19 protein-coding genes are annotated in these 22104 nt (G+C 38.5%); 1 reads left to right on the top strand and 18 read right to left on the bottom strand.

Annotated elements, in window-relative coordinates; all coding sequences use genetic code 11:
• Positions 1-58 precede the first annotated feature (58 nt).
• Complete coding sequence (locus CWD90_RS19015) at positions 59-883, top strand: mechanosensitive ion channel family protein (RefSeq protein ID WP_103477650.1); 825 nt, start codon at positions 59-61, stop codon at positions 881-883.
• Here CWD90_RS19015 and tsaB read toward each other — a convergent pair.
• The 18 genes from tsaB to sov form a co-directional block, all read right to left on the bottom strand.
• Entirely contained in the window at positions 880-1551 is a 672-nt protein-coding gene (tsaB, locus tag CWD90_RS19010; protein ID WP_103477649.1) for a tRNA (adenosine(37)-N6)-threonylcarbamoyltransferase complex dimerization subunit type 1 TsaB, read from the bottom strand. The two genes, CWD90_RS19015 and tsaB, sit on opposite strands and share 4 nt — an antisense overlap.
• Before the next feature lie 19 nt (positions 1552-1570).
• A complete protein-coding gene (locus tag CWD90_RS19005) occupies positions 1571-2911 on the bottom strand; it encodes a TolC family protein (protein WP_103477661.1) in 1341 nt (446 codons plus the stop codon).
• Between the two features lie 31 nt (positions 2912-2942).
• Positions 2943-4091 (bottom strand): efflux RND transporter periplasmic adaptor subunit, encoded by a 1149-nt coding sequence (locus tag CWD90_RS19000; RefSeq protein ID WP_103477648.1) that lies wholly within the window; start codon positions 4089-4091, stop codon positions 2943-2945.
• 30 nt (positions 4092-4121) lie between these two features.
• Positions 4122-5384, bottom strand: coding sequence for an ABC transporter permease (locus CWD90_RS18995; RefSeq protein WP_103477647.1), 1263 nt, complete (start codon positions 5382-5384; stop codon positions 4122-4124).
• 1 nt (position 5385) lies between these two features.
• A complete protein-coding gene (locus CWD90_RS18990) occupies positions 5386-6615 on the bottom strand; it encodes an ABC transporter permease (protein WP_103477646.1) in 1230 nt (409 codons plus the stop codon).
• Positions 6608-7309 (bottom strand): ABC transporter ATP-binding protein, encoded by a 702-nt coding sequence (locus CWD90_RS18985; protein WP_103477645.1) that lies wholly within the window; start codon positions 7307-7309, stop codon positions 6608-6610. Before CWD90_RS18985 ends, CWD90_RS18990 begins: the two co-directional genes overlap by 8 nt.
• A 182-nt stretch (positions 7310-7491) precedes the next feature.
• Complete coding sequence (locus CWD90_RS23495) at positions 7492-7752, bottom strand: hypothetical protein (protein ID WP_239986562.1); 261 nt, start codon at positions 7750-7752, stop codon at positions 7492-7494.
• Positions 7742-8275, bottom strand: a complete 534-nt coding sequence (locus tag CWD90_RS18975; RefSeq protein WP_103477644.1) for a DUF420 domain-containing protein — start codon at positions 8273-8275, stop codon at positions 7742-7744. Before CWD90_RS18975 ends, CWD90_RS23495 begins: the two co-directional genes overlap by 11 nt.
• The gene (locus CWD90_RS18970; RefSeq protein WP_103477643.1) at positions 8275-9003 is read right to left on the bottom strand and encodes an SCO family protein; all 729 of its coding nucleotides are present in this window, start codon (positions 9001-9003) and stop codon (positions 8275-8277) included. Before CWD90_RS18970 ends, CWD90_RS18975 begins: the two co-directional genes overlap by 1 nt.
• Positions 9003-9635, bottom strand: coding sequence for a hypothetical protein (locus tag CWD90_RS18965; RefSeq protein WP_103477642.1), 633 nt, complete (start codon positions 9633-9635; stop codon positions 9003-9005). The genes CWD90_RS18970 and CWD90_RS18965 overlap by 1 nt, the downstream gene beginning before the upstream one ends.
• Positions 9636-9772: 137 nt before the next feature.
• The gene (locus CWD90_RS18960) at positions 9773-10156 is read right to left on the bottom strand and encodes a cytochrome C oxidase subunit IV family protein (RefSeq protein WP_103477641.1); all 384 of its coding nucleotides are present in this window, start codon (positions 10154-10156) and stop codon (positions 9773-9775) included.
• A 54-nt stretch (positions 10157-10210) separates the two neighbouring features.
• On the bottom strand, positions 10211-11185 hold the full coding sequence (locus tag CWD90_RS18955) for a cytochrome c oxidase subunit 3 (protein WP_103477640.1): 975 nt from the start codon (positions 11183-11185) through the stop codon (positions 10211-10213).
• A 147-nt stretch (positions 11186-11332) separates the two neighbouring features.
• Positions 11333-11914 carry a cytochrome c oxidase subunit 3 gene (locus CWD90_RS18950; RefSeq protein ID WP_103477639.1) on the bottom strand — a complete coding sequence of 194 codons (582 nt, stop codon included), beginning with the start codon at positions 11912-11914 and terminating at the stop codon, positions 11333-11335.
• A gap of 5 nt (positions 11915-11919) precedes the next feature.
• A complete protein-coding gene (gene cyoE, locus CWD90_RS18945) occupies positions 11920-12819 on the bottom strand; it encodes a heme o synthase (protein ID WP_103477659.1) in 900 nt (299 codons plus the stop codon).
• A gap of 241 nt (positions 12820-13060) precedes the next feature.
• Positions 13061-13771 (bottom strand): energy transducer TonB, encoded by a 711-nt coding sequence (locus tag CWD90_RS18940; RefSeq protein ID WP_103477638.1) that lies wholly within the window; start codon positions 13769-13771, stop codon positions 13061-13063.
• A 245-nt stretch (positions 13772-14016) separates the two neighbouring features.
• Complete coding sequence (locus CWD90_RS18935) at positions 14017-14394, bottom strand: VanZ family protein (RefSeq protein ID WP_103477637.1); 378 nt, start codon at positions 14392-14394, stop codon at positions 14017-14019.
• A gap of 16 nt (positions 14395-14410) precedes the next feature.
• Positions 14411-14791 carry a glycine cleavage system protein GcvH gene (gene gcvH, locus CWD90_RS18930; protein WP_103477636.1) on the bottom strand — a complete coding sequence of 127 codons (381 nt, stop codon included), beginning with the start codon at positions 14789-14791 and terminating at the stop codon, positions 14411-14413.
• A 130-nt stretch (positions 14792-14921) separates the two neighbouring features.
• Positions 14922-22103, bottom strand: a complete 7182-nt coding sequence (gene sov / locus CWD90_RS18925) for a T9SS outer membrane translocon Sov/SprA (RefSeq protein WP_103477635.1) — start codon at positions 22101-22103, stop codon at positions 14922-14924.
• Between the last annotated feature and the right edge of the window lies 1 nt (position 22104).

Raw genomic sequence — 22104 nt, 5'->3', positions numbered from 1 at the left:
TGTTTAGAATTTGACGGAGAAGGGGAATTTTTATTGTTTTGAAAAAATTTAAAATCACATGAATATACTTAAGGATTATCAAGAACATTGGGACCATGCTATCGAATTTATGTGGGAGGCACTTCCCAATCTGGTCATGGCCATTATTATCTTCTTTCTGGGACTATGGGTTATAAAGTTTATAAACCGATTGGTAAGTAAATTTTTTAACAAGGCCGACTATGACCCTTCATTAGAAACCTTTCTACAAAGTTTTATAAGTATTGGACTCAAAATAATGCTATTCGTTATTGTGATTACCCAATTGGGCGTACAGTCGACCTCCTTAGTAGCGATTATTGGTGCTGCCGGTCTCGCAATAGGTTTAGCCCTACAAGGTTCACTTGCAAATTTTGCTGGAGGAGTCCTTATATTACTGTTTAAACCCTTTAAGGTGGGCGATTTCATCTCAGCCCAAGGAGTGGACGGCACAGTTAAGGAAATTTCCATATTCACCACAAAGATTACCACGTTTGGAAATCAGATGGCCATAGTGCCCAATGGGCAACTGTCCAACAACAATATCATTAACTATAATTCCCAAAATACCAGAAGGGATAAAATAGCCGTAGGCATTGGATATGGTTCCAATATTAAACAGGCAAAAGAAATTTTATTGCAGATCTGTTCGGAAAATGAAAATATTCTTAAGGATCCAGCTCCTGAAGTTTATGTAGCTGAATTAGGAGATAGCTCGGTGAACCTTTCTTTACGTTTTTGGGCCAATAACGAAGTTTTCTGGGCGGCCCACTTTCATGTTATGGAAGAATTAAAAAATAAGTTTGACGCTGCTGGAATAGAAATTCCATTTCCACAAAGGGTTATGCACAACGCCAAGTCCTAGGCCTTTTTACTTTGCAACATAAAATCCTTTAAATAATACGGTTCAAAGTAAGCGACATTTTCAAATTCGCTTGCTTTGAATTTTTTATAGGAAATCATTCCCAATTCCATGGCAGTAGGCAATGCGGATTCGTAACTAAAATTAGGATGCTCCAACAACGCCTTACATTTTTCGGCACCGTCACCGATCAATAATACTTTTCCCTTCTGTGCATACTCCAAAAAGCTCTCTTCCTGAATTATTTCAGCTCTTGTCTCCCTTATATTATTTCCGACGGCATCGAAAACTGTAGAATATACCTCCATTCTCCTGGCGTCTAACAAGGGAATGATAAAATCAAACTTTTTGTCACGTCCTTGCTGGGCCAGACTTTCCAAGGTGGGTACCGAGATTAAAGGCAGGTCTAATGAAAAACAAAGTCCCTTGGCCGCAGATACCCCAATACGCAAACCAGTATAGGAACCTGGTCCCTTACTAACGGCAATCGCGGAAATATCCTTAAAAGATAAGGAAGCCTCTTTCAAAGCTTCCTGTATAAAAATGTGCAATTGTTCCGAATGTGAATAATTGGGGCTGTTATCCTCTTTTAATACCATTACTTCCCCATTCCTTGCAATACTCACCGAACAATTTGTGGTCGCTGTCTCTAAATTTATTATCATGCCCATAATTGGCTACAAATATAACCTAATCCAATGTTATAGGTAACCCAAAATAGAACTCCAAAACCTTTAACCTAAATATGTAATCGTATTTTGTTCTTATCAATTCTGCCTCTGCATTATCTACCCTAGATTGTGATTGACTAAAATCGAAGGCGTTCATTAAGCCTACATTAAACTTTTCTTTTGAATAATTATAGGCCAATCTCCTAGCGTCCAAGGTTTTCTGGGCCGCCTCGTAAGCTTTGGAAAAACTCGTAACATCTACATACGCCTGATTTACATTGGTTTCCAAATCCAATTTATCCTGTTTTAGCTGTAACCGCGACTTTTCTACCCCGATTTTAGCACGCTGAATATTGTTCTTAACACTAAACCCATTAAAAACCGGAATATTTAGTTGAAGTCCATAAGAGATTCCATCTGTTAAATATAACTGGTCGGCAAAAGCGATTCTGTTAAAAGTAGATGGATCTCTAAATTCACTTGAATATCGAGTACCATAATTAAAGAAAGCTCCCAACGTTGGATACACGGCCCCTTTGGCGATATCCAAATCCTTTAATGCCAAATCTACATTGGATAATGAAAACTTAATGTCGCTCCTAAAAGTTAGAGCCTTATCGAAGATAACCTTTGGGGAATTCTCCAAAATATTGGAGGGAGGAATATCAAATTCCTCATCTGCGATGTCAAAATTTTCGTAGTCTGTGATTTGCAACAGTTGCGCAAGGTTTATTCTCGAAATCAACACTTGATTCTCCCCGTTAACAATTTGTTGTTCCAGTCCGGCCGCTGTTGCCTCAATTTCCAATAAATCTCCCTGGGGAACAACTCCGGCATTTACCAATTCTTTGATTCTTTCCAAATCCTGCTCCGTTACTGCATATTGTGCCCTAAAAACTTTAAGAGACTCCTTATTGGACAAAACCTGCAGGTAGGAATTGGCGACCGCAAGCATTATATCGTCCTTCAAATTATCCAATCTATATTGACTGGCCAAGGCGTTCAGTTTGGCCCTGTTCAACCTATGAATACTTCTGAGTCCATCAAAAATATTGACCGAGGAACTAAAGCCTCCGGATGCTGTTGTTACCGTTCCTGTTACCTGCTCGTTCCTAGATTGGTCCAAAACCAGTCCTGAATTACCTGTAAGACTTGCATTAGCATTAAAATTGGGTAACATGTCCCCGATCGCATCCGATTTGTCAATTTTGGAGTTTTCAAGATCAAGTTCATATTGCTCTATCGTCAAGTTGTTTTCAACGGCGTAGAACACACATTCTTCTAAAGTCCATTTTTTCTCTTGTGCAGTCATTAGTCCACAGCAGAAAATAAACAAACCTACAATACTCTTAATTTTCATGTTTTGATTTATTTTGGATTGATTTTCCGCTTTATTTTGCCTCCGCTGTTTCATCCTCGTCGTCCGTACCCTTTTTTATAGGTTCTGTTTTGTTCCACACCTTCACCTTATCATCTTTGGTTATTCCTGAAACAATTTCCACATTCACGCCATCCGAAATTCCAACCTCGACATCTTTTCTTTCAAACTTTTGCTCTTCCACCGCTCCAACTGCAACCTCAACATATGGCTTATCCGTTATTTTGTCAAATTGTAAAAGGGCTTCGGGAATTACCATTACACTATCCTTCTTTTCCAACACCAAAGAGGCATTAGCGCTGTATCCTGCACGTATTAAAAAATCATCCTCTACAGTTACATCACCCTCTATCTTGAACTGTACCGCTCCAGATTCCTCTACTCCTTTTGGGGCAATAAATCTAAGTTTGGCAGCAAATTTCTTATCATTGATGGCGCCCAAGCTAATTTCCAAAGGCATGCCCAATTCCAATTTACCGACCTCACCCTCATCTACCTTCCCTTCAAAAATCATGATGCTCAAGTCTGCAATCGTAGCAATGGTAGTACCATCGTTAAAGTTGTTACTCTGAATTACTTGATCTCCCTCCTTCACCGGAATTTCTAAAATAGTTCCTGAAACAGTTGCTCGAATATTGGTGTTTGCCGTAGCACTCCCACCGGCCGATCCATCGCGTATAATCTGGTAATCCGATTGGGCATTCTGCAGTTCTGATTTTGCCTGATCATAGCGCAACTGTTGGGTGTTAAAATCTTGGGATGATATGACTCCCTTATCAAAGATGGCCTTATTCCGATCATATTCGATCTTTGTATTGTTCAAGGATATTTCAGCATTTCTCACTCGCCCTCGTGCCTGGTTCAATGATTGCTCATTAGGAACCACCTTTATTTTTGCGATAAGATCGCCCGCATTAACCTTGACACCTTCTTTTAGAAATATTTCATCGATAATACCAGAAATCTGTGGCTTTATCTCCACTTCATCCTCGGGAACTACCTTACCGGTCGCCACCGTTTTCTTTTGGATATTGGCTATGAAAGGATTTTTTATCTCGTATGTAATTGCTGATTTGCTGTTGGACTTCACAAAAAAGGCTGCTGCCCAAAGAGCTCCTAGCACCAAAACTCCAATTAGCACATATTTTACAATCTTGTTCATTTTACTATATATTTATTTGTATTGGTTTGTTTATTCTTCTCTTAATGCATCTATTGGTTTTATGCTTACCGCACGTTGGGCAGGTATCAACCCTATCAAAGTACCTAGGACTACCATAATAGCCAAGGCTCCCAAAACATAGGGTATAGGTACGGTAGGATTCGCATAAGGGAAATCCATGCCCTGGGTCCACTTATTGATCAAACTTAGCACCCCTGCCCCCAAAATAATTCCCATTATACCCGCTATCATCGTTAAAAACACAGATTCTAGGATAATTAGGGATCTAACCTCCTTTGGAGTTGCCCCAAGAGCACGCCTTACACCCAATTCCTTGGTCCTTTCCTTGACAGATATCAATAATATATTTCCGATGCCTATAACTCCGGCCAAAATAGTAGCTATGCCCACCACCAAAGACATGAAGGTCAAACCTTTAGCAAAGCCAACAATTCTACTAAAGATTTCCCCAAGGTTAAAAGATCCAATGGCCCGTTCGTCCTTTGGATTCACATTATGAATACTCTTTAAAACCGCTTTTACATTTTCTTCCACCTTGATAACATCTGCATCATCATAGGCTGCGATGGCAAACCAACCCACATTCTCTCCGGTATTATATAATTTTCTAAAGGTGGTAAAGGGTATATAAATATCGGAATCACTCTCAAATCCACCTCCTGGCGTAAACTTGTGTACCCCTACCACTTGGAAAAACACATTATCTATTCGGATATAGTCCCCAATGGGATTCTCTTCATTCTCAAACAACTCGCTTTGGGTACGTTCTCCTATAACACAAACCTTTCTAGCCTCATCAATATCCTCATCATTAATAAATCTTCCTCCATCAAATATTTTCTTAGTGGCAATCTTTGTAGAAATAGGATAATCGCCATAGACCGCATAACTCCCAGATTTTCCTACCCTGATGATTTGGGCCGGGTCACCGCCAAAAACTCCTTTCACGTTTCTTGGAGCAATATATTGAATCTCGGGAATCCTATTTTTTAATACCGTTCCATCATTTAATTTAAGCTGCAGCTGTCTACCTGTTTTAAATCCTTTATAAGGCATACTGGTACTTTGCGCCCAAGTGAACATACTGTTCATAGCCACATTTTGAAATTGTTTTTCAAACCCATTGTCCAATCCTTTGGCGGCACCGGACAAAACGATATAGATAAATATCCCCCACAACACACCTATCACTGTTATAATGGTCCTGGTCCTATTTTTACCAATAGAACCAAAAATCTCTTGCCATGTATTACTGTCAAATAAAAATCCCATGTTATTCGTCTCTTAAGGCTTCAATTGGTTTTATATCCGCTGCCCTTCTGGCCGGAATATATCCTGCAATGGCCCCAAACAGTATTAAAACCATAGTTGCACCAATAGCCATTGTAATATCTATATAGGGATTGGTTATGAAGTAGTCCTTCAATTTTTCGCCCAATGAATTCAAAATAAAAACTCCGAGAAGCATTCCTAAAAAACCTGAAATGGTGGTAATAAAAACGGATTCCAATAAAATAGAACTTATGACCGACTTTGGAGTCGCCCCCAAGGCCTTTCTAATCCCAAGTTCCTTGGTGCGTTCCTTGACCACAAACACCATAATGTTACTGATCCCAATTATACCTGCTATAATGGTTCCAAAGGCAACAAAGGCAACTATAATCTGCAAGACACGTGCAAATTGCTGATTTTGCTTTAACTGGTCCGCAACATTCCTAATGAACACTCCGTTCTGGTCATCCGGACTAATGAACTTCTTCTCCCTAAAAAATCGATCTAAACTTCTATCCAAAGCCATGGCTCCGGCGTAACCGATCTCTGGCTTAAAAGCTACTATTAGCTGATCCACTTTGTCGTTATTTTTCTCAATTAGTTGTCGTGTAGTATAAGGCATGTAGATCAATCGTTCTTCATTATCCCCACCATCGTCCTGAAAAACACCAATAACCATGAAAGCGCTTCCTGCAACATCTATGTATTCGCCTATGGAATTATCACTTCCAAAAAGATCGTTCTCTACCAGCCTTCCAATAACAACATATTTTGTTTTGTTCCTTATATCTTCTTCGTTTATGAAACGCCCTTTCATCATTATCGTCTTTTCGGCATACTGATGTGCCGGACCAACTGCCCTAGAAGTATAGTTATTGGATTCGTTCTTGTATTTTACCAAACCCCCTCTGGAAATCCGAGGAGTAGTATACTCAACGAACATGCCCAGGTTTTTATTAATATCTGCCAAATCACTATTGTCAAACTCTATGACCCGATTGGATTTATAGCCTTTATAAGGGACAGTGGTTCTTCCTGGAAATACATAAAGCACATTGGTGGCATCATCTCCAAAAAACTCGTTGAAGGTGTTTACCAGTCCATTTCCCATACCAAACAGTACTACAAAAATTAGAATACCCAAAGCCACCGTGAATCCAGACAAAAAGGTCCTGAGTTTATTCTTTTGAATGGTTTCGAAAATTTCCTTCCAATTATCCCTACTAAACATACTGGGAAGCTCTAACCTGAGTTATTTTCTTGTCCTCTACAATAACGCCATCCTTTAAGTGGACAATTCTTTTGCACATGTCCGCTATGTCTGGCTCATGCGTAACTATTAGTATAGTATTGCCCGCATCATTTATTTTTTGAATAAGGTCCATGACCTCGTAAGATGTTGTACTATCCAAAGCCCCAGTTGGTTCATCTGCCAATAGCACTTTGGGCTCAGCTGCCATAGCCCTAGCAATAGCCACCCTTTGTTTTTGCCCTCCGGACAATTCACTGGGCAAATGGTCCGCCCACTCCCTTAAACCCACTTGCTCTAAATATTTCAAAGCCTTATCCTGCCTTTCTTTCCTACCTACTTTTTGGTAATACAGAGGAAGTGCAACATTTTCCATGGCACTTTTATAATTTATCAAATTAAAGGATTGAAAAACGAAACCCAAAAACTTGTTCCTGTATTGGGCAGCCTTAGTTTCGTTCAAGTTTTTAATTGGCACTCCATCCAGTGTATATGACCCCTCATCCAGCACGTCTAACATGCCCAAAATGTTAAGTAAAGTGGATTTACCAGAACCTGAGGATCCCATAATGGCCACAAGCTCACCTTCCTCAACGGAAAAATTAATACCTTTTAATACGTGAAGGGAATTGCTTCCCATCTTATAGGATTTATGAAGATCTTTTATTTCTATCATATTTAGTTGAATTAGGTGAGTTTACCCGAAAATACGAGTATATGACTAACTATTAGTATGATCGTTACAGTGTAAGGTGTGAAATTTATGTTAAAATTATTTCTTTGAAAAAAGAAGACCTTTAAATCTATTAAAAATTACTACCGCCCACCTTCCATAACCTTCAATTGACTATTGCAATACTAGGATTTCATCTTTTTGTAGATAAAGAAGAATAAACCCGCCACTAAAATGTAGGGTATGGCCATAAGATAAACAATACCGTTGTTAATTCCTTTTGCTGCTGCCTCACTCCCTTCGCTTTCCAAAACCGCCCTACACATAGCACATTGTGCTTCTGAAAAATTCGGCAATAACAAAAATAATAATGCTAAAATTATTACCGGTAATTGTATTTTAGAATTAACGCGTTTTTTGAAAAAAGAAGATGATTTAGTGCACATAATAGGGAGATATCATTAAATAGACCACTACACCCGTCACAGCAACATACAACCACAATGGAAAGGTGATTTTTGCAAGTTTCCTATGAGCCTCATAATTCTTAAGGTATGCCTTTGCATAGGTGCGCAAGACAAGCGGGATAATTATTATAGAAAGTATAATATGGGTAATCAGAATAAAGAAATATATATACTTAACAACGCCGTCCCCTCCAAATGAGGTAGAATCCGCGGTCATATGATAAGCCACATACATAACAAGAAATGCCAAGGACAATAAAATACAACCGGTCATTAACCTTTTGTGTAGCTCCAACTTCCCATTTTTAACCGCAATAACCGCAATAACCAACAAAATAGCGGTCAATCCATTTACGGAAGCATAAATGGGAGGCAAAAAACCTAATGGTTCCACGTTTGGCAATTTTACCCCAAACAGTACTGCAACAACCAGGGGTATTACTATGGATACCAAGTTGATAATCTTATTGAATTTCTTTTCCTTTAAGGCAATTGCATCCATTACTCCTCCAATAACTTTTTAATATCCTCTTTCAGGATTGATATTTGCTCCTTTTCCCCATGATCATTTTCACCTTCTTCCTCTGTAATGGTTCCTCGGTAGTACACGATTGGATTTCCAAACTTATCTACCCTTGAACGTATATACCCATTTCCATCTACCAAGGCGAATAGGCCCGCGTGTTCAAAGCCACCTTCCGCTGCTGGAACTTCAGCTGCAAAAATACTAAACCCTGTATTGGCCAAGGTATAAATATCGTTTAGATTCCCTGTTAATAAGTGCCAGTCCATATTGGTTATCCCATACTCCTCGGCATACTCTTTTAATACCTTAGGTGTATCATAGTCCGGATTTATAGTAAAAGATGCCACCCCAAAATTTTCAAAACCTTTGAACTCGTCCTGAATCTGCACTAAGTTTTTATTCATAATTGGGCAAATGGAGGGGCAGGTGGTAAAAAAGAATTCCACCAGATAAACTTTTCCACGGTAATCGTCATTGGTAATTAGAAGACTATCTTGATTCATAAAGGCGAAGGGAGGCACTTTCCGTCTTTTACCGTTCATTTCCACAAATGCCAATTTCTCATCATCACCTCTAAGGTTCAACCTATCATTTTGCACTACACTACCAGCTTGCAGCCGTTCAATAATTTTAGGAATAAAGATTATTCCGAAAACAAGGATTACCAAGGAAACCCAAACATAAGTGTATTTATTCTTTTGCATTATTTTTGCCTATCAGCACTATTCTTTTTAAGGGCCATACGATATTCGGCCAATATAATTTTTATATCATCTTCCATTTTATTGTTTAGGTCCGCCACAGAAGAGGTATCAAATCCATATTTAAGGCCTTCGTCCTCATCATCGTCCCTTCCCCTAAGAACCCTCTTTTTATCTATAATAAAGACATAGGGAGTACTTAAATCGTGATCCAAGGCAAGATTGGTCTTTAAGCTATTGAACATTCCTCGTATTTCCTCTTCATTACCAAAAACAAATTTCCATTTTTCTACATCAGCCAATTGCTCCAACTCCCTTTTTAATTCCTCCACACCCTGCTCCGTACCTTTCGGCATTAGCATGACAAATTGAAAATCCTTAAACTTATTAAAGCGTTTGTAAATTTTCTGATTCAAATTAAAGGCATTGCCCTTTTTACTTTCCACATCCCTACCTAGAAATCCCAGAACTGTAATTTTCCCCTCCAAGGAAACGTCACTTGAAGCAAAATCTAATTCCGAAACATTCTCGGTCATAGTTGCCAACTTCCCAAAGTTTGTAATCCCCGATGCAAAAAAAAGATATATAACTATGGGCAAAATAAATAATGTAACCAGTACTATTGCTTTCTTCATCTAATTTAAATTAGTTTCAATCACTACATGATCAACTAAAAAAGAACTTTACGCCCCCACAAAATAAGAACGCGCAGAACTTGTACAAAAATAAAAAAGACGGTTGTTATACCGTCTTTTTTGCTGTTAATTATTCGTTAGAAGTTCCACTTAACAAAACCGTCCCTATAGACATTATAGATATAATCGGCTTCAAATAGAAGTATAAAAATTAGATATGCCACTAAGAATATTGGAGTCCAAATAATGGCTCTTCTCAATGAACTCTTCTCATCCCTAAGGTGCATAAAGTCCCAAGCAATATAATAGGCCTTTACCAATGTTAAAACAATGAAAATCCAGTTCAAGACTTTCATTCCCAAAAAATGTGAATGCGTCAATGCGGCAGGCTTCGCAATCCCCAACCCTACTTCAACTATGGTTATCAAAGTAAGGAATATTAATACACCCCATATTTTTTGGGTGTTGGACTTAAACTTCAACAAACCTCTAAATATTTCCAGTTTATGTTCGTGTGCCATTCTAATTATATTTTTTTAAAGTATTCTATTAGGATAATTATTAATTGAGGTTAGCTATACCAAGTAGAAGAAGGTAAATACAAATACCCAAACTAAATCCACAAAGTGCCAGTACAACCCAACTTTTTCTACCATTTCATAATGCCCTCTTCTCTCATAAGTACCAAGAATAACATTGAAAAAGATAATACAGTTGATTATTACACCTGAAAAAACGTGAAAACCATGAAAACCAGTAATAAAGAAAAAGAAATCGGCAAACAATCTACTACCGTACTCATTGTGTTTTAGATTGGCACCTTCCAAGACAAGAACCGCATCATTTAATTTTTTCAAGGTTTCATCCCTTGTTAAAACCGTTTTATGTCCATCCTCATTTATTAATTCGGTACGAATTAAAACATTAGAATTCTCCTTTACCCCTTCAACTATCTCATTTAAGGAATAACTGGGCAGGGCATCTCCCTGATAATACCAAATTCCGTTCTTCTTCTCATGATCTACCCTTTCACCTGGAATGGTTTCTGCAAAATCGCGTATTGCCATACGTTCTCCGGAATCCGCGCTTACAAATTGCAATACTCTACCGCCTTTAGTTTCCAAAGCGCCATAATCACCTTTTATAAATGTAGCCCATTCCCAAGCTTGAGAACCTACAAATATAGCTCCACCGATGATAGTTAAAAACATAAACCAGATCACCTTTGTCTTTTGCAGTTTATGTCCAGCATCAACAGCCAATACCATGGTCACCGATGACATAATCAAAACAAATGTCATGAATGCTACGTAGTACATAGGATAATTCCCATGAAAAAAGGGAACGTGGGTAAATACCTCATCTGCAATTGGCCAAGTTTCTATAAACTTAAATCTCGAAAAACCGTATGCAGCAAGGAAGCCAGAAAACGTCAAAGCATCGGAGACAAGAAAGAACCACATCATCAACTTTCCGTAACTAGCGCCTAGTGGTCGATTTCCTCCACCCCAAACATTTTCTTCTGTACCCGTAGTAATCGTAGAATCCATATAAAAATTATCGCGTTAATAAAATTTTCACAAATTTACATTTTTTTCGGCTAAACAAAATTTTTGCCTTTTAAAAATGGCAAAAAAAACCCATTCTAAATAAGCAGGCCAATATTACCTACTTATTACCAATGAAATAGCTAATATTTAGTTTACGAAATACATGAATAGAATTAAATAAACCCAAAGAATATCCAAAAAATGCCAAAATGTAGCCCCCAACTCGAATCCGAGCATTTCCTCGGATGAATACTTATTTCGCAAGTGGTTGGTAATAACCACCAAAAGCGAAATTATTCCAGCAACAACATGTACAATATGCACTGCAGCTATTAAAAAAACATAAGACATTTTAATATTACTCGTAGGCCCCGTAAAATAGTACCCGTTAGCTACCATTTGGGAAAATCCATTAAATTGTAATACTACAAAAGCAATACCCAAGCCCAAGGTCAATAACAACCAATTAGTGCACTGCTTAAGCTGATCTTGCTTAATGGCCTTCTTAGCCATAATATAAGTTATACTACTTATAACTATAACTATAGTACTTATCAAAAACGAGGATGGCAAAGCCAATTCCCTAACCCAGTCTTCCCTTGAACTGCTCACAATATAAGCACTGGTCCAACCTGCAAACCCCATAAGCAAGCTAATAATACCAAACCAGAGCATCATCTTCTTTGCTCTATTGTTCTTTTCCTTTCCTGTCCCTTGCGTTAAGTCCATCTTTATTAAATAAATTTATCAATTACATATACTACCTGCATCAGGGTAATATAACTTACACTGGCCAACATTAATTTTTTGGCCGATGTATTATCTCTTTTTTCATATAATTTAAAAGCGAAGAACAACATTACCGTCCCCATTAAAAAGACGATAACTCCCCCAACAATGGATAATTGCAATCTTCCCGTAAAACCAAATACCGGTATCACAGAAATGAACATCATCCATATGGTATACATAATTATCTGCAAAGCGGTACCCTTATCCTTTTTACCCGTGGGAAGCATTTTAAACCCCCCTTTTTTATAGTCTTCATCCAACATCCAACCCAAAGCCCAGAAATGCGGAAACTGCCAAAAGAATTGTATCATAAACAATACACCTGGTTCTATCCCAAAATTATCTGTTGCAGCCACCCATCCCAACATGAAGGGAATGGCGCCCGGAAAGGCACCAACAAAGACCGCTAAGGGCGTTTTTGTCTTTAACGGGGTGTAAACACTGGTATACAAAAAAATTGATATAGCCCCGAACATGGCCGTCTTGGGATTCAGAAAATACAAAGCTACAATTCCCAAAATCGTCATTAGAACGGCAATGGTCATTGCCGTATTTACAGACATTCTCCCAGCTGGTATAGGCCTATTCTTGGTGCGATCCATTAACGCATCCAAATCCTTTTCTATAATCTGATTATAAGCATTGGAGGCCCCTACCATACAATAACCACCAAAAGCCAAGAGAAGTACCGAGTAAAAATTAATTTCTACAGCCCCAAGAAAATATCCTGCTATGGAAGAGAAAACTACACTGACCGCGAGCCTTGCTTTGGTAATTTCTTTAAAGTCAGCAAAATATACCGCCATAGAGGTGTTTTTTACTGAACTGACCGCCGTTTTCATTTTCATTTTTTAAATGGATCGCAAAGATACACCTCGTAAGAATTTTTTGCAACCAAATAAACATGTTTATATTCATAAACAGCCAAAGCAGTCTTAAGTACAAATAAAAACGACACGTTCCAGAATTGACACACAACACTCATTAACATCATTTGGCCTGAATAGCATTTCATCAGGAGCAAAAAAAATCCCGAGCACAGGCTCGGGATTTTAAATATACTATTGGTTTCTTTAACCTTAACTATTGTAATTTGAAAGTAATTGGAATACTAAATGGTACACGAACAGCTCTACCTCTTTGTTTTCCAGGAGTCATCTTAGGTAATTTTCCGATAATCCTTGCTGCCTCTTCCTCCAAGTTTTTATCCGGACCTCTCATTCTCACATTCCCAATGCTTCCATCCTTCTGAATAACGAACATCACGTTCACCCTTCCTTGAACACCCATCTCTTGTGCAATTTCTGGATAACGGAAGTTTTTACCAATATGCTTTTGCATCATTGAGTTAAAACAATCCCTTAACTTACTTTTTGGCTCATTTTCACAACCTGGAAAAATTGGAACATCCTCGATAACTGCAAAAGGCACATCCACATCTTCCTCCATCTCTTCAACCTCAACATCAGCAACTTCTATCACCTCTTCCTCTTGACTGGTTTCTGTTGATTCTATTACCGTTTCCTCAACTTCCTCCTCATCCTCAACAACCTCAATGATTTCAGGAGCAGCTGGTGGTGGTGGTGGTGGTGGTGTCTTAATTTGTTCGGTCATAGGAACTTCTTCATCCAAAGTATCCTCCACATTCATGGTATAATCAAAATTATTATCGTCGTCATAGGTCTTCCATTCAAAAGCTATATACGTCAATAGCATAACCACAACAAGACCAATAACGAAATAAAGCCCGCTATTTCTTGTTAAATCTGCCTTAGGATTCTTTTTAAGTTCCATAATTATTCATTTTTAATGTTCGCTAATTTATATATTTATTTTATCTGTTTAAAACTTTTTGTTAAAAAAAATACAAATAAATTTAAACAGGTCATTGGGATCCAAAACATCGCTTTCATTTGTTACCTATAGCCAAAATAGTACTAACGACGCAGATTACATCAATTTGCACTTACATTTAACTAAGAACCAGAAAGTTGCACTCCTTAAATCGAAATACCCCTCCAAAATACTCAAAATAAATGCTATTTCACCCACTTTAGTGAAGTTTTTCCAGAGAAAATGTACTTCACTATAAAACTTCCAAACAATGCCCCGGAACTATTTGCCAAAACGTCCAGCAAATCAGGATCTCTATTGATAGTAGCTACACCTTGCAACACTTCAATAATTATACCATAAACGACAGCGTAAGTAATTATTTTCAGCAATACTTTTCCCAAGGAAACATTTCTGCGATTAAATTCCCTAAAAGACAAACAACCTAAAACGGTAAACCCAAAATAAAAAGTAAAATGCACTAGCTTGTCCAAATGGGGGATATCAATAGAAGGAATATGCTCTTCCTTAAAAGAAACAAGGCTGAGAAGTGTAACAAACACCACCCAGCCTATAAATATCATTGTAAAAAAATACTTTTTACGCACCCACAAGTTCTTTGTATTCAGCTTCCCCTAATAAGCCCTCTATTTCAGAAGTATTACTTAATTTAATTTTAATGATCCAACCGTCACCATAAGGATCGGTATTCACCTTTTCGGGTTCATCCTCTAGCGCTTCATTGAAAGCTACTATTTCCCCACTTAAAGGAAGAAACAGATCAGAAACCGTTTTAACAGCCTCAACAGTTCCAAAAACTTCATCTTTGTCCAAGGTCTCATCCAAGGTCTCTACTTCCACATAGACAATATCGCCAAGTTCCCCTTGGGCAAAATCGGTAATCCCCACAATAGCGGTATCGCCCTCTATTCTGACCCATTCATGGTCTTTTGTGTACTTTAATTCTGAAGGTATATTCATTATCTCAATTTGTTAAGAAAAAAGAAAGCAAATGTAAAAGATTATATCTTGTTAATCAATAAACTCCTTTAAACTTTTTCACTTACCTATCAGCTGCAAATTTATAGTCCCTTTTCTATTGAGAGCTAGTCTAGTTCCCAAAATTATACCTTAGGGTAAATCCGGTATTTATAGAAGTTTGGGGAAATGCAGTTGAAATGGCAAATTTGGAAAACGAATGATCGTAAAAGAAAAGCGCATTTAAACTTTTGCTCAAGGCGTAATCTGCTACGAATTTAACGGACACTAAATTTTGTCCTGAAGTAATTTGATTGTTATCAATATCCAAGTTTCGAATAATGGTAATATTATCTCTTAAGGTTACGTCAGCTTTAAGATTTAAATCGCCCTTCAATCGTTGCTTCTCCCCTCCTATATTAGTTACAAATTTCACATCCTTAAAGCGATAACCAAGTCCTACCGTATATTCCTTACCATTGATCTCTGTCATCAAATTATTATCAAAACTTAAGGATAATGTCCTATCCGTTCTTATCTCCGCTAGGACACTAAGCGAATTTTGCATTTCGAAATCTACCCGCACCAATGGATTAAACTGATCCGTCAGCACCACATTATTCATAATATTAACCGGTAAAAAATCTTGGGTTTCCGGATTTATAGGCTCCATACCCTCATTGATCAGCTGGGTACGCGTTAAATTGGTCTGGAATGAATTTATACTATATGCCGACCTATATCCATGGCCTAAAGAAAAACGTTTAAACTTTTCCTTGAACCAAGGATTGCGCATTAATCCAGTATATTTAATGTTCCAGTTGGGAATGGGAATATCCCTAAAAGCGTCCAAGCTCACCTTATTGGGATCTTTCCCTGTATAGGCAGCAAAAAAAGCGGGCAATAAAACATCTTGACTTGTCTTGCCATATCTTTCGGGAAAACCATCATCATCTACCACACCGGTATCCTGGTTTCTTTCCGACACAATTCTATTGGCCACCGTAATCCTATTTTGCTTGAAAGTTTCAAAATTGGCAGAATTAAATTCATCTCCTTGACTAAAGACCGTGCCAATCATTAAAGTAGAAATACTAAAGCTGCCATAGTTATTCCCCAACAAATTCAAATATTCGTATGTGCTATTGCCCAGATCTTCCACGTTAAAAGTCTCCTGATAACTTTCCGAAGATTGCCTATCCGCAACAAGATCGATAGTTAAATCCCGCGTGGGCTGTGCTGTTGCAGTTATATTCAACTGCTTATTGGTATTCTCTATATATTGCTGGTTAAACTCTGGAAAAGTGGTCAACCACCCATTCCTTGCCGCCTCATACCTAACATCGGCCTGACTACCGAAAACAAATCCAATAGTTGGTTTTGCCGTACCTATGAACCCTACAGACCTAGTATACCCTGGCAATACCTTACCACTATTCTGACTATAGGTAACATTTACCCTTTTTACCATGGTAAGCACATCTATAAAAGCATTATATCCGGCTCCGCTCGACTTTTTAATTTCATTATCCTCTTCCTTTGATGCTGCATTCCCACCCTTGTCTAAACGAACCGGTTTCTTAGCAGCAGCTTTGGTATTCTTTCTGCTCAATCCTAGAAAATCATAGAATTTTTGCATGGTCAAAGAAGCCGTTAAATTATGGGTACTCGCATTCTGCACTGTATTAATATCTTCATTTGCCACTTCACGCAAAGCATCCCCTCCCCTTTGCCAATCAAAATTACTCGTATAGGTGTACTGGGAATTTATAAAACTGAAAGCGGGAATTTTGTTGAATGGCAATTCATAATTCAATTGCATCTCTTGAGAATGTCTATTGGGCTCTCCCAAATCAAAAAATCCGTCCCACAGTCCCAAGGCCTGGTTTATATCCGAATCCGAATTTCCATCTTCTTCAAAATAATTCCTAACAATATTATTATTGGAAGCAGTTAGATTTAAACGCAAGGATTTTGTTAGGCTATAGTTGATAGCATACTGCCAATTAAAAAGATAGTTCCTTTGCTGTAAAAATGGTAGGTCTAATTTTTCGACCCCTGGTTCAAAAACATCCCTGAACTTTTGTTGATTAAAAGATCTGTTTATATTGGATTGAAGAGAAACACTGGCAGGCAGTACATTCAAATTTAGATCTTTCAACCATTTCAAATACTTACCGGTAAACAAAGAATCTTTCTTTGCAAAAGGCTCCACCGTGACCGGTTTAAAATTATGGTTGTACACGAATCCGGTCACCACATTTTGATCTTTTAATTCATCGATTTCAAAATCCCTATGGTTCACCTCATTATAGGAATAATTGAAAGTAAAGTTTTCTATATCGTAAAAGTTTGCCTCGGCTTCTTCCCCTCTATCCTTACTGACCCCTATAAAGTTAATACTGGTCCTCTTGGTATAATCTTCTCCTTGCTGCCTAATAGCCTCAGCATCTTCAGGGGTTTCCGCAGCTGCAATACGGTCCTCCAATTTAAGGTCATCATACACTGGATCGAATTCCGGAGTTATCATCTGCTCGGAAATACCGTAATTAAATGGCAGTTGTAAACCCCATTTTTTTGGAAACAATTGGCCAATATTCACATTGGTGACTACGTCATATGATATAGCATCTTCCCGTGCCCGTTCATTTGGCATTTGATCAATGGCACCAAATCCAGAAGTACTTTTACTACCTGTTGCGGATACACTGGCGAAATCTGCCATATTCATATCCAAAGCTGCAATCGCTGCCCAACCCCCGTTATTATCCAATCCGGAAAGTCGCAATTCATTAAACCAAACCTCGCCCCTGGCAGGAAGGTTATCATCGTTCTTAACACCGACCATAACACTTCTAATACTTCCCAGGGAAGGGTTACCTCGAATACCGATACGCAATCTACCCAGTGTTCTAGGGTCAAATTCGCTTACCTGAACCACTACCCCATTGTCTATTTCGTAATAATTAATGGTGCTTAGGGTCTGAGCTGCAATTCCTGCAGATTTCACCTTAGATAAATCCTCCAAGGAAAGATCCAATTCATTTACCTCAGGCCAAATTTCACTGTCCGAACTTGTACCGTAAGGGGTTAATTGCAAGGGCAACTCTATCTGATAAAAGTTTTGGGAAAAATCCGAACCAATTCTTATAAAACCTACCAAGGGAGTCTCGTCGTTGGCATAATCGGTTTCTACAATCTCTTCTGCATGCATAAACATTTTCAAACGTTTATACTGCCTAATATCAATATTCAAATTTTTAAATACCCCTCTAGAATCACGAGGTTCCAAATTCTCGACCACAAAAGACAAAGACTGCTCATTCTGCCTAATTATGGTATTGTTGTTGTTCAATCTTTCTCGCTGCACACCAGGGGGCAATACGTATGGTATTGGGGTGCGGGCTGCATTTTCTTCAATATTAACGGCATTGACATCCACTAAAGTACCATCATCCGTAGGGTCTCCGTCAACCTCGGGCTGTAAAGATTTCGTATAAGTACGCCAATCTCCACGCACTAAGTCCAAGGTTGCAAAACGCATTACTATATTACTGGAAAATCCGGTAAGATACATTCTCATAAAGCTAATGGATCTAAAATCGGTTATTCCTCCCTTGGCATCCGTAAAATCTGACAAAGGTATCTTGTATTGAATCCAACGCTCGTTCAAGGTATTTCCATTTGGCAAAGACCTTGTAACCCCTTCTTTTATATCCGTTACATACTTATCATTGATAGTTGTCCCCGGCTTTATATTGATACGGTATTCAAAGTAACTGTTAACCGTATTCATGGTACCATCCCTATCTATATCCTCTACATCTGGCAAGGTAGTTGAGCCTCTGTCCGAATTGCTCAATTGAACCGGAGAGTTACCATCTGGGTTATTAAAATTTAAATATCGTTCCAATATGCTCCCTTCCCTGTTCAAGAAATACTCATAATTATCCAGAGCAGGATCCTCCGCCGGACCATTATAAGTTATTCCCCCTTCAAATGTATAAGTAGCCTCATCGGCATCAGATAAACCGTCAAAACCAATATCCTGTAACCCTCTATTGTTCTGATCGGCATCAAAAGCATAAACCAAAGATTGGGTTGCTGGAACCTTGCCCCAATTTGTTTTATAGGTAAGATCGTTAGAAACCGGATTTACTGGAAGTCCATTCTCATATTGCTTCCTTCCATCAGGTAAGATATCCTCTGAAATATTTCCAAGGTTGATTACCAAATCACCAGCACTTGTTGCAATGCCATCAACGTAGGGGTCCAATACCCAAAATTGAACGTATTCCACGTTGGACTGCTCAAAATTGGTACTACTTAGGGACCTCATTATCCCAGCCCACTTATCCTGCGGCTGTTCTGCCGTGAAATCTGGGTTTGCATTATAGGGCCCTTTTGCATTTGGATAGTATGCAATATCCAAGGTATTTTGTGCTAAAGTCTGTCCTTGCGGAACATCCTGATTAAAAACATCCTGTATATAGATTCTTCTAGTTTCGTTCGTAGATATATCATTATCATTTAGTGCTGACGGACGTTGGTTGGAATAAAAAATGGGATCTACGGTATACCATGCCATTTTAGCCCTTCCGTATCCAGATTCCAAACTGTTATTGCCGGTCATGTACTCCAAGGGTGGACTAGCCATAGACCATCCTAGAAAAGATCGAATATCGATTAAGGATTGGGCACCCTCAAAGTCGTCCAAATAGGTAGTTGTTTCACCCTGAAAATCAGCATTCTTTGGTGAACCGGGACTTAAAAATGCGACTTCGCCCCTTACCGATAAATTGGAAGGAACATCAGTATCTATGTTTGGTAATTTATTGGCCAATCTGGTCAAAAAAGGAACTTCGGTCGAGAAATTACTATTTAAACCAAAAATCGTATTGTTTACAGGCTCTATCCCATAATTGGACTTCTGTGTCAATGGCTTTTCGTTCAAATTCAATAAAGTACCTCCCAAAACAAAGTTCTTATTGAATTGATGCTCAACATTTACTCCTGTAAAACGTCTTGTTTGTTGACCAAAAACGGCATTATTTTCAACGGAAATATTGATAGGTGTATTGGAAGCCTCCAAACTTGGATCCAATATTTGAACTGTACCGGATTGATAGTTTACGGTGTAATCTATACCTTCCTGAAGCTGTCTACCGCCGGCCGTAACCCTTACCGAACCTCTAGGCACATTAAAGGCCCCGATGGGAATACCATTGGTGCCTTGAGATTTATAATTACCTTTTAAAATGAATTTATTTTTTTCAGCATCCTGTTGCGCCGCTGCCGTAGGAAGTGCATACATATTTCTAAATACGTACTTCTTCTGATTGGCATTATATCCCTGATCATTATCCACATCATAAGTTCCGCCCCCAAGGAGGTCAAACAAGAACTCCCCAAAAGGTTCCACTTTAGTGAAAATGATACTACCAGTTTGCGGATCTATAGTAATACCGGGAACATAATCAAAAAAACCATCACCCCCATTCTGCAGGTCATTATAGGCATTTAACCTATCCAAATTAAACACATCCAACAAAATCCTTTCCTCCAAGGGCTTAGGGGTCGTGGGCCAACCAGACCCAACACCAGATTCCGCAGCTGTAATATAATTTCGGGGAGTGGTTTCGGTATATAGAATATTTAATTTGAAATCTTCCTGACTTAATTGATATGCTCCAGTGGAATAAATATTCTTCATCATTAAGTCCCAGATAGGGTCCACAACATTGGTAATATTACTCTTTAGCAATTTAAGAATTAAGGTATTGTTGTTTACCGGAATTTCTGCACCTGGCGACACCGTAGTGGCGTCCAAACCTCCATTGGCAAACTCCCCAACCTGATAGACCTCGCCGTTAAAGGTATATTGAAATGAAACCCCTAAAACCTCATCATTGCTTAATCTTTGGTTCAAGGAAATATATCCCAATTGCGCGTTAAAGGTAAAATCGCGTCCTTGTTCCAGTTTTCGCGCATTTTCCAAAATAGCATAATCAAATCCCTGATTTACAGTATATCCCGGCACGTTAAAACCAGTCTGAACGGTAGCAATATCTCGAATATTTTGTGTTAGGGCACCTCCAGCCCCTATTTGCAAGGGATTGTAGTCGTTGGCACTATTCCTAGGTAAATTTCCAGCAGTAGAAGCATTAAAGAATCCAGCTGGATCTCCATTGTTTTGTCCTATTCTCGTCTTTTCTGCTCGCACCTCTCCCAAATCTTGGATGGCAACCACATTTCTAACATTTAGGGTTTGCTGACTCCTATTGGTCACCCAAACTTCCAACCTGGTAATTTGGACCTGACTCCTTATATATGGATAATTTACAAGGGCCGCATCATAATTGTCCCTAAAGTAATGTGCTAGAAAAAAGTGTTTGTCCTCATCGTAATCCTGGGCCCTAAGTTCAAAGTTATTCACCGTTCCCCCGCCTTGTGCAACAACTGTATTGTTTTGTGATCTTTGTTCTGAAAAAACTGCAGTAACACTAGTCTTGCCGAATTGCAATTCTGTTTTTACACCAAATAGACTCTGTGCGCCAGTAATCAACGAACTATTCAGCGGCATACTAACATTACCGACTTCAATTTTTTGAAGAATATCATCCTCTGAGGGAGTATAATCCAATTTTACCAAATTCTGAAAATCGAAAGTGGCCTCCGTATCGTAATTGGCGGTAACCTGTAAACGTTCCCCTATTTTACCCAACATACTTAAGCTTATACGTTGATCAAAATCAAAGGAAAGATTGGTACGGTTTCTTGGGGACAAGGAAGGATTATCGTTTTTTTGCCAAATGACACCTAAGTCCATGGCCACAGAACCTTGGGGAATTACTTCAATAGTATTTCCTCCAAAAACACTTTCAAAAAAACTATTGTTCACATAAAAGTTGGGCAATAAATTTTTTCGAGCCTCTTCACTTCCTTCCTTTTTACCAGAAAAAGCATCAATTTTTTCCTTAAAATAGGATTTCATGCCTTCTCGGCGCACCAACTCCAAGTACTGGGTAGGTGTAAGTATAATGGGATAACTAATATCAAAATCTCCAACACTAACGGAATAAATATATCTATCCAGATTGGGGTCATAAGTATATTTGGAAACGATACTTTCTGGGTTTTCCATTTTCAATCTCCCCAAAGCCACACCGGTTTGCAGCGTGTCCGTTTCCTGCTCGTTAACATCTTCCGCCTCTGTTTCCTGTGCAAAGGAAGATTCCGTTGTGCCCAAGAAAATAAAGAGTAGGATAGTAAGCTTAAATAATGATTTAAGATAAATTTTTGCCCCTGTTTTCAAA

The organism is Arenibacter catalasegens, from assembly GCF_002909235.1.
Classification (GTDB): domain Bacteria; phylum Bacteroidota; class Bacteroidia; order Flavobacteriales; family Flavobacteriaceae; genus Arenibacter; species Arenibacter catalasegens.
Note: the sequence above shows the minus strand (reverse complement) of the source record. Positions and strands in the feature narration are given on the sequence as shown.